At 72.1% G+C, this 13,459-nt stretch carries 10 protein-coding genes and 1 pseudogene; 6 read left to right on the top strand and 5 right to left on the bottom strand.

What is annotated here, in order from left to right; genetic code table 11:
* Position 1: 1 nt before the first annotated feature.
* The gene (locus R9X44_RS28705) at positions 2 to 292 is read left to right on the top strand and encodes a hypothetical protein (protein ID WP_319817434.1); all 291 of its coding nucleotides are present in this window, start codon (positions 2 to 4) and stop codon (positions 290 to 292) included.
* 30 nt (positions 293 to 322) lie between these two features.
* Here R9X44_RS28705 and R9X44_RS35830 read toward each other — a convergent pair.
* Positions 323 to 1,066, bottom strand: a pseudogene (locus tag R9X44_RS35830) (glutamate-cysteine ligase family protein); the annotation flags it as partial.
* A 383-nt stretch (positions 1,067 to 1,449) separates the two neighbouring features.
* Complete coding sequence (locus tag R9X44_RS28695) at positions 1,450 to 2,949, bottom strand: Fic family protein (RefSeq protein ID WP_319817432.1); 1,500 nt, start codon at positions 2,947 to 2,949, stop codon at positions 1,450 to 1,452.
* A 126-nt stretch (positions 2,950 to 3,075) separates the two neighbouring features.
* On the opposite strand from R9X44_RS28695, the gene R9X44_RS28690 reads away from it, so the two are divergent.
* The 3 genes from R9X44_RS28690 to R9X44_RS28680 all read left to right on the top strand — a co-directional run bounded on the left by R9X44_RS28690 (position 3,076) and on the right by R9X44_RS28680 (position 5,661).
* Positions 3,076 to 3,507 carry a Zn-ribbon domain-containing OB-fold protein gene (locus R9X44_RS28690; RefSeq protein WP_319817431.1) on the top strand — a complete coding sequence of 144 codons (432 nt, stop codon included), beginning with the start codon at positions 3,076 to 3,078 and terminating at the stop codon, positions 3,505 to 3,507.
* Positions 3,504 to 4,691, top strand: a complete 1,188-nt coding sequence (locus R9X44_RS28685) for a lipid-transfer protein (RefSeq protein WP_319817430.1) — start codon at positions 3,504 to 3,506, stop codon at positions 4,689 to 4,691. The genes R9X44_RS28690 and R9X44_RS28685 overlap by 4 nt, the downstream gene beginning before the upstream one ends.
* 661 nt (positions 4,692 to 5,352) lie before the next feature.
* On the top strand, positions 5,353 to 5,661 hold the full coding sequence (locus tag R9X44_RS28680; protein ID WP_319817429.1) for a hypothetical protein: 309 nt from the start codon (positions 5,353 to 5,355) through the stop codon (positions 5,659 to 5,661).
* Between the two features lies 1 nt (position 5,662).
* Here the strand turns inward: R9X44_RS28680 and R9X44_RS28675 are convergent, their stop codons facing one another.
* Entirely contained in the window at positions 5,663 to 7,750 is a 2,088-nt protein-coding gene (locus R9X44_RS28675; RefSeq protein WP_319817428.1) for a hypothetical protein, read from the bottom strand.
* Positions 7,751 to 10,057: 2,307 nt separating this feature from the next.
* Here R9X44_RS28675 and R9X44_RS28670 point away from each other — a divergent pair.
* Positions 10,058 to 10,567 (top strand): hypothetical protein, encoded by a 510-nt coding sequence (locus R9X44_RS28670; protein ID WP_319817427.1) that lies wholly within the window; start codon positions 10,058 to 10,060, stop codon positions 10,565 to 10,567.
* A gap of 126 nt (positions 10,568 to 10,693) precedes the next feature.
* Here the strand turns inward: R9X44_RS28670 and R9X44_RS28665 are convergent, their stop codons facing one another.
* Both R9X44_RS28665 and R9X44_RS28660 read right to left on the bottom strand, forming a co-directional pair.
* Positions 10,694 to 10,909, bottom strand: a complete 216-nt coding sequence (locus R9X44_RS28665; RefSeq protein ID WP_319817426.1) for a PspC domain-containing protein — start codon at positions 10,907 to 10,909, stop codon at positions 10,694 to 10,696.
* 418 nt (positions 10,910 to 11,327) lie between these two features.
* The gene (locus R9X44_RS28660) at positions 11,328 to 11,975 is read right to left on the bottom strand and encodes an HAD family hydrolase (protein WP_319817425.1); all 648 of its coding nucleotides are present in this window, start codon (positions 11,973 to 11,975) and stop codon (positions 11,328 to 11,330) included.
* Between the two features lie 83 nt (positions 11,976 to 12,058).
* Between R9X44_RS28660 and R9X44_RS28655 the strand changes: the two genes are divergently transcribed.
* Complete coding sequence (locus R9X44_RS28655; protein WP_319817424.1) at positions 12,059 to 13,087, top strand: phosphotransferase family protein; 1,029 nt, start codon at positions 12,059 to 12,061, stop codon at positions 13,085 to 13,087.
* Positions 13,088 to 13,459 lie beyond the last annotated feature (372 nt).

Here is a 13,459-nt window from a genome sequence, read left to right as displayed (position 1 = left end):
CGTGCGCGTATCTCGTCGGCCAGAGGGCGGTGAGCTTTTCGGCGGGCGTTACGCCGGTTGCCGCGACCGCCTCTATCGGCGCGAGCAGGGCGACGACGTGCTCGTCCTCAAGGCCCGCAGCGATCCTCCGTTCCAGACCTTCGCGGGCGATCCTGACGAGATCGGCGCAGCGCGCGCGCAGGGGGAGGCCGCCGAAGGAGACGGCCGGGCCCTCCTCGGCGATGTCGGCGATCAGCGCGCTGAGCTCGGCCGCGCTCGTGCCGCGCATGAGATCGGCGGCTTCGGCCCTTGAGCGCGCGTCGTAGAGCAGGCCCGTCCACAGGGCGGGGACCGTGGGCCAGTCGGCGTGCGACGGGCCGTCGGCGACGCGCAGTTCGAGGGTTCTGCGCAGGCGGACGAAGGGCCACAACGTGGACAGCAGGGCAGTCCAGTCGGCGGCGTCGGGGTAGGTGCCGTCGCCGTAGCCGTGGTCCAGGAGGTCGCGGAAGGTGTGGCCCGGGGGGACGGGTGCGGCGACGCCCGCGATCTTGCGGAAGATCGGGGCGAGGCCGGTGATCGCGTCGAGGAACTTGTCGAGGTCGAGCGGGTCGTCGAGGGCGTGCGGGAGGAAACCGGTGCGGCGCGGGTCGACGCCCGCCCACAGGCGCAGCCTGTGCGACATGGCCCCGGTCAGCGCGCCCTCCCAGACCGGGGAGTTCACGAACAGGGCGGCGACCAGCGGGGAGACGAGGTTGGCCGTGCGGTTCTTGGCGTCGCGGTCGGCGGCGTCGGTGTAGTCGAGGGTCGTCTGGACCGACAGGATGCGCGACATCGCCGCCCAGCCCGTCGAACGGTCGCCGAACTCGGCGCGGAAGAACTCGAGCATCAGCGGGATCTGCGGCTTGGGGGCCCACGTGCGGTGGCCGGGCGGGTTGTAGGGCATGAGCGCGCCCGACAGCAGGGCGAGGCCGAGTTCGTCGGCGCATTCGGCGAGCTGGGCGAGGTCGGACCGCACGCGGCGGACCAGCGCGGCGAGGCCGTCGGCGGGGGGTGAGCCGTACTCCAGCGCGCAGCCGGACTCCAGCATGATCTCCGCGCCGTCGTCGCGCCGGAACCCGGCGAGCGCGCCGCCCTCCACCACCCGGCCGCCGCGCCACCGCCGTGCGACCCGCTCCAGCAGCGCCGCGACCCCCCGCTCACCCGCGTACGGCCGCGACACGCCGGTGCCCGGATCGACCACCCCCACCTCGATCTCCACCCCCACAAGCTCAGCCCTGCCCGACACCCCACGGAACACCTCAGCCAGCCCGCCCACCCGACCCCCGCCCATCGACCCCCCTGCACTCAGCGCCACGGGCCACCCCCGCCACACCGGACGCCGGAACTCCCAGCCCGCAAGAAAGTTCTTCCCCTTTCCACCCGACCTCGCGGTTATATCTCCCTTCCCCCGCGGGGCATCCGCGCCGACCGCTAGCCGAGAGTGGAGCTGAACTTGTGCAGCGCCGCCGCGAGCGTCGTCTCCAGGACATCGACGGTGCCCGGCCAGTCAGCATCGGGCGCCTCGGTGTAGGACCAGGTCACTGTCTCGGTCGGCGTCGAGACCACGACAGGATCGGCGCTCTGCCGAGCGCCTTCCTCGGCGTCGCGGCTCGGCATCTCCGCGTACACGGTCAGAGCCAGGACACCGGTCTCACCCTGACCGACCTTCTGGAGGAACACCAGATACCGGAGTTCCTGGCCCAGGGCGGCAAGCCGGAGCCTGGTCCACCAGACGCCGTCGCGCATGTTGGCGAAGAAGTCCGCGCTGCGTGCGGCCTGCACGACCTGCCATCGCCAGAAGCGGGCGCGGTCATCCGGCGGCGCGGCGCTCTGCACGGTCGCTTTGGCCTGCGCGTCGACCTCCTGGAGCATCTCGCCGAACCGGGCGGCCATCTCGGTCATCCAGGCGTCCACCCTTTCCTGCACGGCGGCGGCGAGGTCCGCGACGCGCGCCGCGCGTTCGCTCGCCCCGCTCTCCGCGCGCAGGACGCGCAGCCGGTCGATACCTGCGCCAAGCACGGCAAGGGCGCCGACGGCAGGCTCCGCCGTGCTGACGTCCACCGGCGGCCGCTCCAGCTCACTGCGCAGCGCGACGATCTCCAACTCGGCGAAGAACCTGGCCAGCGGCCGCAGATCGCCTTCGTTCGCCGAGTCGAGGCATCGCAGGTACCGATCACGCTCGCGCCTATCCACAACGAGCGGGGCGAGGTCGCACTTGAGCAGGGTCAGCAGGGTGAGGCATCGGGCGACGCGGCCGTTGCCGTCCTCGAAGGGGTGAATCCTGACGAACCGGTGATGCAACCAGGCGGCGCGGACGAGTGGGTCTTCTCCCTCGGTCTCCCGGTAAAGCAAGACGAGCTCGTCCATCTGCGACGCGACGTGTTCCGGCGGCGTGTACTCCAGCCGCGATCCGTCGGGCCGGGTCACATGATTGGCCTGCGTCTTCCACTGGCCGTGGTGGAGTGTGGCCTGGAAGACCAGGCCGGTGGGACCGGTCGCGGTGTACGTCGCCTGCCGCCTGGTCAGCGCCACATGGAGTTCCTTGATCAACGAGACGGAGACATCACGTCCTTCGCGGGCCGCCTCGGCGAGGAACTCCAGGGCGTCATACTGCGAGCGGATTATCTCCAGCACGTCTTCGGAGATGACCCCGTCAGGCACGCGGGCCGCGGCATCGGCGGTCAGCCCTTCCGCGACGAGGGCTTCGGTCACGCCCCAGTCGACGTCGTACAGGCGCTCGATGATCCCGGTCTCGATCGCATGGCGGCGCAGGGAGCGGCGGCGGGCCTCGCGGAATCCTGGGTCGTTGGAGGCCACCACGGCCTTCCAGGCGCGTTGCAAGGTGCGTACCGATTCGAGTACGGGAACGAGGTCGCCGTTCAGCCGCGGCAACGGCTCGACGTTCGACCACGGCTGATCCGTCATTGCCATTCATGCAGGGTATCGAGGGGCTTCGCGCGCGGCGCGGGAATTCTCGAGGAGTCCCCCGGGGTGTGCCGGGGGTGGGGTTGCGGTTATAGTCAAGCGGTCGCTTGGTTGGTTTTGGAGGTGTGTCGGTTGGCTCAGAAGACGGCCGTCGAGGGGTGGTTCTCGGTTGAGCCACCGGCCCTCGTCGGGACCCGGTGCGCCGCGTGCGGCACGCCCTACTTCCCGCGCAACGAGATGGCCTGCCGCAACCCCGGATGCGCCGGGGCCAAGGACGGGTCGGAGCTCGAGCCGTACACCTTCTCCACCCGGGGGAAGATCTGGTCGTACGCCGACTCCCGGTACAAACCGCCCGCGCCGTACATCTCGCCGGAACCGTTCCGGCCCTACGTCGTCGCGGCCGTGGAACTCGAGGCCGAGAAGATCGTCGTGCTCGGCCAGGTCGTGCCCGGGGTGACCGTTGACGACCTCGCCGTCGGGCAGGAGGTCGAACTCACCGTCGGCACCCTGTACACCGACGGGGAGGACGACTACCTCGCCTGGATGTGGAGGCCCGCGTCATGAGCCGTGAGATCGCCGTCCTCGGCACGGGCATGCACCCGTGGGGGAAATGGGGCAGGAACTTCGTCGGGTACGGGCTCGCGGCCGCGCGTGAGGCGCTCTCCGACGCCGGGCTCGACTGGACCGACGTCCAGTACGTCGCGGGGGCCGACACCATCCGCAACGGGTACCCGGGGTTCATCGCCGGGGCGACCTTCGCGCAGGCACTTGGGTGGAACGGCGCGCGGGTGTCTTCGAGCTACGCGGCGTGCGCGTCGGGGGCGCAGGCGATCGCCAACGCGCGGGCGCAGATCCTCGCCGGGCTCGCCGACGTCGCCCTCGTCGTGGGGGCGGACGCGGCCCCGAAAGGGTTCTTCGCGCCCGTCGGCGGGGACCGTCCCGACGACCCGGACTGGCTGCGCTTCCGGCTCCTCGGGGCGACGAACCCTCTGTACTTCGCCTTGGCGGCCCGTCGGCGGATGGCCCTTTACGGGTCGACCTCGGAGGACTTCGCGCTCGTCAAGGTGAAGAACGCCAAGCACGGGGCGGCGAACCCGAACGCGCGCTACCGCAAGGAGACGAGCGTCGCCGAGGTGCTCGAATCGCCGGTCGTGGCGAGCCCGCTGCACCTCATGGAGATCTGCGCGACGAGCGACGGCGGGGCCGCGCTCGTCCTCACGTCGATGGAGTTCGCGCGGGCGCGCGGGATCGCACCCGTGCGCGTCAGCGGCCTCTCGACGGTGACGCCGACCTTCCCCAAGACCGTCATCGACCTTCCCGACTTCGCGACCGACGCGGCGATGACCGTCGCGGAGCCGGAGCGGCCCTTCCGCGCCGCCCTCGCGCACGCCGCTTACGAGGAGGCCGGGGTGGGGCCGTCCGACGTGTCCGTCGCGGAGGTGTACGACCTTTCGACCGCGCTCGAACTCGACTGGATGGAGGACATCGGCCTCTGCGCACCCGGTGAGGCCGAATCCCTGCTCCGCGCGGGCGAGACCGCCATCGGCGGCCGCATCCCGGTGAACCCGTCGGGCGGCCTGGCCAGCTTCGGCGAGGCCGTCCCCGCCCAGGCCATCGCCCAGATCTGCGAACTGACCCGCCAACTCCAGGGCCGCGCCACCAACCGCCAGGTCACCACCCCCACCGTCGCCATAGCCGTCAACCAGGGCCTCTTCGGCCACGGCAGCACCACAATCCTCACCCACTAACCCCCACCCCACCGAGCCCGACCTTCGCGCCCAGGACGCGCGCGCGGCCAGCCGCGCGACCCGAGGCACGGGCCTTGGCGAGCCGCCTCTCGCGGCTCAGAACGCCGGGCGCCGGCGGTGCGCGGCGGCCCGGCCCCGCGCGCGTGCCTTGCGGGCCGACTTTTGCGGCGTGGGACGCGCGCGGCGGCGCGGCCCTTGGTGGGTCGACCTTTGCGATTCAGGACGCGCGCGGCGGCGCGGCCTGGAGCACGGGCCTAGGCGGCAGACTCTCGCGGCTCGGGACGTGCGTGGCGGCGCGTGCCTTGGTGGGTCGGCCTTTGGGGTTCGGGGCGTGTGTGGCCGCGTGGCCCGGGGTGCGGGCCTTGGCGGGTCGACTTTGCGGCTTGGGCGTGCGTGGCGGCGCGGGTCTTGGTGGGTTGGCCTTTGGGGTCGGGGTGCGCGGGCCGGGGTGTGGGTCTTGGGGCGGGGGGTGGGTGGGGTGGGTAAGAGGGAGTTTAGGTAGTCGGTGGTTTGGGGGTCTGGGGGGAGGAGGGGGGTTGCGCGGCGGAGGGTTGTGGTGAGGTGGGTGGACAGGGGTGGGTGGGAGGAGAGGGCCAGGAGGTTGAGGGTTAGGTCGCGGCCTGCGGTGTCCTCGAGGTGCAGGGTTGGGCGGGGGGTGGGGGTGAACTTCACCTTTGCCAGTTTTGTGGTGTTCACCCACTGGGTGCCTGAGCGGAACCAGTCTCTGCCTGCGGCCATTGTCGAGCCGCGTGACCAGGCGACGAGGGCGACGAGCGCGGCGAGGAGGGCGACGGCCGTCCAGATCGTCGGGTTCGCGGCCCAGGAGACCTCGCCCGTCGAGAGGGTCAGCAGCAGCGCGGACAGCGCCACCGCGCCGACGAACGCGGTGCCGAACGTGCGCGGGCTGCGTCCCGTCCAGACGACGGCGGGGCCCTGGCCGGGCGGCGGCTTCGGACGGCGTGACACCTGACTCACCCTGCCAGAGAACGCACCGCGAAACGCAGCCGCGCTTCCACGATGTCGCGTTCGTCGTCGGGGCAGGCGAGGAGCGCGCGGGCCCTGGCGACCAGCGGATCGCCCGCCAGCCCCGTGTCCGCCGCCAGCCGCGCGACGATGTCGCGCAACTCGTCGCGCTGGTAGGCGACGATGGAACGTCCCGGGACAAATCCCCCCGAAGGCCGTGGTGCGGGCACCTCGCGGACGGGCGGGCGCGCCGCCCCGCTCGAGTCGAGCACGGTGAACCTCGCCGCGAGCGCGCCGAAGAACGTCGAGGCGGGGGTGAGCGCGGTGTCGGCCGGGACCTCCCCGCCCTCTCCGAGGATGATCACGCGCGGCGCGAGCCAGAGCAGGAACAGCGCCTCGGCGCCCTCGCCGGTGTGGTCGACCACGACCACGTCGAACGCGTCGGGGGTCGGGGCGATGGTCTTCGGCACCTGGTCGAGCGGCATGATCCACAGCGGCAGCGCCTCCGGCGTCGGCCGACCGCCCGACCGGCGCAGCGCCCAGTTCCACGCCTCGGCCGCCGCGAGGGCGGTCTTGGCCTCGGCGGCCCGCGCCTCGGCCCGCGCCAGCTCAGCCTCGGCGGCCTCCTCTGCCGCCGAGCGGGGACGGTCCAGCAGGTAGGACGAAACGTGCGCCCACCGCCAGGCCGCCTCCCACTCCTCGGGCACGATCTCCGTCACCGCGCCGAGCGCCGGGTGGGCCTCGCGCAGCCGCGCCAGCAGCTCGTCGCACCGGAGCTGCGCCCGCTGCTCCTCACGGGCCCTGTCCAACGCGGCGAGGCAGCGCTCGTAAGCGGGCAGATCACGCGCCGACAGGGCCGCCGCCGCGGCCGTCAGCTCGGGCGGCGCGCCGCCGCGCCGGATCCGCAGATCGACCGCCTGACGCACCGACGCGAGCGCCGCCCAGGCCGTCGACGCGCGCCGCCTTATCCGGACGGTCTCCAGCGCGCTCCGGTAGGAGATCCACGCCTCCGGCGACGTCAACGGCACGGGCAGCCCCGACCTGTGCAGCAGCGCCGCGGTGTCGTTGATCGCGCGCAGCGCCGTCCTGACCTGCGTGAACCTCGTGTACAGCCCGGCGAGCTGCGCGACCATGCCGTCGAGCGCGGGCGTCTCGGTCAGCTCGACGCCGGCCGCCGCCCACGCCGCGACGAGTTCCTCGACCGCCTGCCTGCCCTCGAGCGCGGCGATGACCACGTCGAGCAGCTCGACGGTGGCCGGGGCCTCTCCATCGACGGTCGCCTCGGTCAGCAGCGGCTCGGCCCGGCGCTGCACGGCGGGCCGCAGCGGGCCGCGTTTCAGGGTGCCGCCGCCCGCCAGATAAGCGCGCAGTTCCCTTGCTGCCGCGATCAGCTCGCCCTCCGAACCCGTCGGCAGGAGCACCCACCTTGCCCCGACCGAGCGCAGCGCACGGTCGGCTTCGGCGGCGCGTGCGCCGAGCGCGGAGAGCCGTTCCCAGCCGGGTGACGGGCCGGCCATCCCGTCGCGCAGCGCGCGCAGCGTCCAGTCGGTGCTGTCCCAGCTCACGCCGAGCTCGTTCAACGCCCGGTGGACGGCGTTCGCGGCGGCCTCAAGCCGGTCGACGACGGCGGGATCACGGTCGGCGAGCCGCTGCGCGAGGTCGCCGGCCGGGTCGGGCGCGGGGACCTGCGCGACGCTGATCAGCGCCCGCACCTGGTCGACGCCGGGCAGCGCGCCGGGCTCCGGCAGTGTCTGCGCCGACCGCGCCGCGCGCTCCGGCGTCCGCGTCGCCAGCAGCCGTGCGAGCTCCGCCGCCTCGGCCGCACTCAGCGGTGGCCGCTCGGGCAGCCCAGGAACCACGGGCAGCCACGGATACCCGGGCCGCAGCAGCTCCCGCACTTCGTCAAGCGACCCCCGGTACCCGGGCCCGAAGTCGTACGACACGTCCGCCGACAGTTCGGCGAGCACCTCACGCAGCCGCGCGGTCTCCCGATCGAGCCCCGCCGCCCGAGCCGCCCGCTCCCCGAGAACCCGCTCATACCGCTCAGGATCGTACGTAGCGACCCGCTGCTGTAGCCCCGCGACTCGCTCCGCCACATCGTCCCGCCCGCCCACAACAGTCACCGCCAAACCCGCAAGCTCAGGCGGCAACGCATCCCGCAGTTCCCGCCCCTTCCCCGTAACCGCCAACACCCGCTGCCCCCGCCCCAACAGGGCAGTGAACAACCCTCCCGCCGCCCCCCGATCCCGCACATGCGCCACCCTCTCCTCCCCGCCAACCCCCAAAAACCTCCCAATACCCCCACCAACCCGCCCACCCCCCACCTCTTCCCCAACAACCCACCGCCCCCTCCCATCAACCCACCCCCCACCCAAAACCTCACCAACAACCCCACCCCCCCTCAAAACCCTCCGCCCACCCACATCCCCGCCCCCACTCAACCCCTCAAGCGTGCCCCCACCCACGCCCCCGCGCGCCCCCGCCTCACTCCCCGCCCCCGCGCTCCCATACACGCCCAGGTCACTCTGCCCACCCGCACTCCCATACCCGCCCGCGTTCTCGTGCCCGCTTGTGCTCTCGCGCTCGCCCGCGTCGTGTCCGTGTGCGCTTCTGGGAGGGGCTGCTTCGAGTTGTTCGTCTGCGAGCCTGTGGGAGGACTTGTCGCTGTGCCCGCCTGGGCTTGGGTGTGCAGGTGGGCCGCTGAGTTCAACTGGGCTAACGCGCGGCACCTGGTCGGTCTCCGACGACCCGCCGATGGCCGAGCCCGCACCTGAACCTGGGCGTGCACCCACTTCCGCATCGTCACCCGCCGCGCACTGCGCCACGTTCACGTTCGGGGTGTCGCCACCCTGGGCGCCCGAATCGCCACGCGCGCCCGCCTCGGCATAATTCCCCGCTACCTCAGCTCCCTGCCCACCTCCCGAGCCCACACCCACGTCCAGACCCTCATCTGACCTCCCGCGTTCACTTGCCCTCCCGTGTTCACCCGAGCTCCCGCGCTCACCTGACCTCCCGCGTTCACTTGCCCTCCCGTGTTCACCCGAGCTCCCGCGCTCACCTGCGCTCCCGCGTTCACCTGACCTTCCGTGCTCGCCCGAGCTCCCGTGCTCACCTGCGCTCCCGCGTTCGCCCGAGCTCCCGCGTTCGCCCGCGTTCCCGGGTTCTTTCGGACCTCCGTGCTCGCCCGCGCGCTTGTGCTCGGCCGCGTCTTCGCGCGCGCCCGTGTTCCCGGGCGCAGTCTCGTGATCTTCCACGGCCGTGGGCTTGCTCGCGCCGCCTGGTGCGGTTGTGGCTCGCTCGCTTGTGGTCTTGTGCTCGTCCGCGCTGGGGCGCACATCGTTGGGTGCGGTCGTGCCGGGCGCGCTTGTGGTTTCGTGCGTGCGTAGGTTCCTGGGCTCGCCCGCGCCTTCGTGCTCGCTCGTATTCCCGGGTGCGAGCGTGGTCTCGCGATCTTCTACGGCTGCGGGCTTGTTCGCATCGCCGGGTGCGGTTGTGCCCGGTGCGGTTGTGCCGGGTGCGGTTGTGCCGTGCGGGCTTGTGCCGGGTGTGGTTGTGCTGGGCGCGCTTGTGGTTTTGTGCTCGCGCATGCTGCCGGGCGGTTTTGCGGCTTCGCGCTCGCTTGGGTTTCCGAGTGCGGGCGTGGTGTCGGGCCGGCCTGTGCGTCCGGGGTTGGGCGCGTTGTCGTGTGGGGTTGTGCCGGGCTCGCTTGGTCTTGCGTGCGTGGGCGCGCTGCTGTGTGGGGGCGTGGTGTCGGGCTCGCATGTGGGGGTGGGCGCGACTGCGTGTTCGTGCGAGGTTCGGCTGTCGTGTGTTCCGGTGTTCTCGCCTGCGCCTGCGCCTGCGCCTGCGCCTGCGCCTGCGCCTGCGCCTGCGCCTGCGCCTGCGCCTGCGCCTGCGCCTGCGCCTGCGCCTGCGCCTGCGCCTGCGCCTGCGCCTGCGCCTGCGGGCGGGCTTGTGCTTGCGTCTGTGGGTGCGGGTGGGCTTGTGTGGTCGGCTGTGCCTTGTGGCTCAGCGGTGCTGCTGTGTGGTTCTGCGGGCTGTTGTGTGGGCGGGGTTGGGGGCAGGGGTGGGGTGTTGGGGGTGGGGGGCCAGGGTGGGGTGGTGGGGGGAGAAGGGAGGGGTTGGGGGGTGGGGGGAGGCGGGAGGGGGGTGGTGAGGGTGGTGAGGATTGTGTCGAGGTAGTCGACCAGGGAGAGGTCGGAGAGGGGGCGGAGGACGAGGGCGGGGGAGAGGTGGAGGCGGGGGGTGGGGTCGGCGGGGGTTGTGGTCCAGTGGTCGCGGAAGGGGAGGGGCTCGTCGAAAGCGAAGGAGCACCACTTGCGGAGGATGTCTGTGGCGGAGTCGCGCAGGGCGGAGCCCTGGCCGGAGCGGACGGCGTCGCGGAGCCAGTCGGTGCGGGCGGCGTGGAAGCCGGGCAGGCCCTCGAGGAGTTCGCGGTCGCGCAGGACGGTGGGGCGGTCGGACAGGACGACGTCGACGCGTTCGGTCTCCGGGTCCACCGCGACGCGGACGGGGGTGAGCAGCAGGTGGTCGCGGACGCGGGTGCCGTCAGCGGCGGTCCAGGTGAGCAGGCCGGTCGCCAGGACGAGTTCGCGGCCCTCCGGCACCTCGACGTGCCCGCGCAGGGTGCGGTACCAGCGGCGCAGCGCGAGCCAGCCGTCGAACTCGGTGAGCGCGGCGGGCGGCGTCAGCGGGATCGGCGGCAGCCCGAACAGGACCTCGCCGGGCCGCGCGTCGGTGTGCACCCGCAGCTCGGCCGGGAGTTCGGCGAGCCAGTGCACCTCGTCGTGCGCGTCGACATCGAGGACCCTGACGCGCTGGGCGCGGGCCAGGTCGCGCAGGAAACGCAGGAAGTGTCCCGCTTGCTCGCTCAGGTCCCCGCGCACGGCCCCTCCTCCCGATCCCCGATCTAACACGCCGCCCCACAAAACTCCAAGAGGCACAGGGCCGACCGGCGCGGGGGGCCGCACACACCTCGCGGTAGCGTACGGTGACGCAGTCGGTACCTTACGCATTTTCACGGGTTCGGGATGGCGCCTTCAAGGGACGCGCGTGTAGTGGCCGCTCCGTTCGTTCGGCATCATGATCCACAGGATGATGTAGATGATGAACTGCGGGCCAGGCAGGATGCAGGACAGGACGGCGAGCAGCCGGACCAGCGTCACGTTGAGTCCGAACCTGCGCGCGAGTCCCGCGCACACCCCGGCGATCATTCGTCCTCCGTGGCCGCGACCCGGCCGGTAGAGCGTGCTCATGGTGGTTCCTCCCGTGGTGGGGGCCCGGCGCTGCGGCCGGGCTCTCGTTCCCGTTCTGCCCTCCACGCTAGGCAACCGACCCTCGCCCGGAATCCTCTCCTCGGACGGTTTCCGTCTCACCCCACGGCATTAAGGGACATCCCCTAAGGGCCGCCCATCCCACGCACCCGCGGTACCACGAACCGCACATTTCCCGAGAGGTCCCCACACAACACCCGGCCCTGACGGCCACGCCCCGCCGCGCCGCCTACCCCCTTGGCGGTATCGGGGTGCGCCGACGACGCGACTCGGCCTACCGCCGAAGTCGGTCTCCGCGCCTCACCCTCTCCGCGGTATCGGGGTGCGCCGACGACGCGTTCCGGCATCGGGCCGGGTCCGAGGAGCGGGCGCTTGGGGATGGATTGTGTGGATTGTCGGGTCAGGTCAGGAGTGTGACCAGGGCGTCCAGGTCGGGGATGGTGTAGGTGGGGGTGACGGGGAGGGGGGCGAGGGCTTGGACGTAGGCCCAGGGGCCGCGTAGGAGGAACGCGGTCTGGAGGCCGTGTGCGGCGGCGGGGACGACGTCGTTGTCGACGCGGTCGCCGACGTAGAGGATTTCCGACGCGGGAAGCGACGCCTCCTCGCAGAGCCGGGTGAAGAACGCGGGTGACGGCTTCTCGACGCCCCACTCGGCCGACATGGCCGCTATGTCGGACTCAAGGCCGAGCGCGGCGAACCGGGCGGCCGCCTCGCGCGGCTGGTTGCCCGCGACGCCGACGACGTAGCCGGCCCGCCGCAGGGCGGCGAGGCACCTGCGCGCGTCGGGGTACAGGTCCTCCTCGCCGAAGCCGTTGGGGACGCCCGCGGCCGCGCGCGCGGCCTCCTCGGCGACGAGGTCGAACCCGGGTCTGAAGTGCTCGAAGACGTTCATGTGCGGTTCGCCGCGCGCTATGACGCCGCCGAGTACGGCGAGGAAGGTGTGCCGGGGCACGCCGAGCCAGTCGGCCCACGCGCCGTAGATCCGGCCCTCGTTGATGAGGGTCTCCCCGATGTCGAAGAAAACCGCCTTGATCTTCACCTTTCGCATTTTAGGTGGACCCTTCCCAGCCGGGCCGGGAGGGTTTACCTTGCGGTGGAATGATGACCAAGCGCTAGTTAGGTGGTGTTCACGTGCCCGTTCCAGACCAGCGCGACCCGGAGCTGACGCGTTCCGTCCTGGAAGGCTGGCTCGCCGACCGGCTGCCGTCCCCGACGGTGGAGCGGCTCGAGACCCCGGCGACGAGCGGCTTCTCGGCCGAGACGCTGCTGTTCAGCGCGGGCGGCGCGGACTACGTCGCCAAGGTCGCGCCGACGGGGCACCAGATCTTCCCCGAGCCGCGCTTCGAGGAGCAGTACGAGGTGCTCCGGGAGCTGCGTTCGCGCGGCCTGCCCGTGCCGGAGGTCTTCTGGTACGAGCCCGACGCCTCCCTCCTCGGCGCGCCCTTCTTCGTCATGGCGGCCTGCCCGGGACGCGCCCCGTCCGACATGCCGACCTACCACCAGGAGGGGTGGGTCACCGAGATCAGCGAGAAGGAGCGCGGTTCGCTGTGGGACGCGGGTCTTCGCGCTATGGCGTCGATCCACCACCAGGACGTGAAGGGCCTGGAGTACGTGGACCAGGCGAAGTACGGGCCTACGGGATGGGCCCAGCGCCTCGCTTACTGGGAGAACTACCTGAGCTGGGGTTACACGGGCAGGGTTCCCGTCGCGGAACGCGCGCTTGAGTGGTTGCGCGCGAACGCGCCTGTGGAGAGCAGGCCGCACGGGCTGCTGTGGGGCGACTCGCGGATCGGGAACCTGCTGTTCGTCGACGGCGAGGTCACGGCGATCCTCGACTGGGAGATGGTCACGCTGGGCCAGCCGGAGGAGGACCTTGCCTGGTACCTGTACCTCGACCGGCACCACAAGGAGGCCGTCGGAGCGGACGGACTACCGGGGTTCCCGTCCCGGGAGCAGACCATCGCCCGTTACGCCGAGCTTCTGGGCCGCGACCTTGACGACCTCCGCCCCTACGACGTCCTCTCGGGTCTCAAGTTCGCCGCCGTCATGGCTCGGATAGGTCAGCTCTTCATCCACTACGACCTGGTGCCCCCGGACGACCCCTTCGCCTACGACAACACCGCGACCCGCCTCCTGGAAAAACTCCTGAACGAGCTCTAACCCCCCCAAACCCCCACGCTCTGCTCGGTCGCCTGGCGGCGACCGAGCAGAGCGAATGCCCGACCCCGCCGAACCCCTAACCCCGCCGAGCGCCCGCCGCCCCGAGCGCCCTACCCCCGCCGAGCGCTTGATCCCTGAGCGCGCGACGCTGCCGAGCGCCTGACCCCCCGAGTGCACCGGCCTCGCCGAGCGCTCGACGCCGCTGGGTCCCCCACCGCCCGAGCGCCCTACCCCCATGCGGCTGACGCCCGAGTGCCTGACCGCGACGCCGCCGAGTGCTCCGGCCGCGCCGAGCGGTCGACGCCGCTGGGTCCCCCCAACGCCCGAGCGCCCTGCCCCCGTGCGGCTGACGCCCGAGTGCCTGACCGCGAC

It is taken from the genome of Actinocorallia sp. A-T 12471 (genome assembly GCF_033875155.1).
Taxonomy (GTDB): Bacteria; Actinomycetota; Actinomycetes; order Streptosporangiales; family Streptosporangiaceae; genus Actinocorallia.
The sequence above is the reverse complement of the archived record's forward strand: the minus strand, read 5'-3'. Positions and strand labels throughout refer to the sequence as shown.

What these genes read in the sequence shown, in the direction of transcription:
- R9X44_RS28695 (WP_319817432.1), bottom strand. Translation starts at nt 2,949, where the DNA reads ATGGCAATGACGGATCAGCCGTGGTCGAACGTCGAGCCGTTGCCGCGG.
- R9X44_RS28685 (WP_319817430.1), top strand. Translation starts at nt 3,504, where the DNA reads ATGAGCCGTGAGATCGCCGTCCTCGGCACGGGCATGCACCCGTGGGGG.
- R9X44_RS28665 (WP_319817426.1), bottom strand. Translation starts at nt 10,909, where the DNA reads ATGAGCACGCTCTACCGGCCGGGTCGCGGCCACGGAGGACGAATGATC.
- R9X44_RS28660 (WP_319817425.1), bottom strand. Translation starts at nt 11,975, where the DNA reads ATGCGAAAGGTGAAGATCAAGGCGGTTTTCTTCGACATCGGGGAGACC.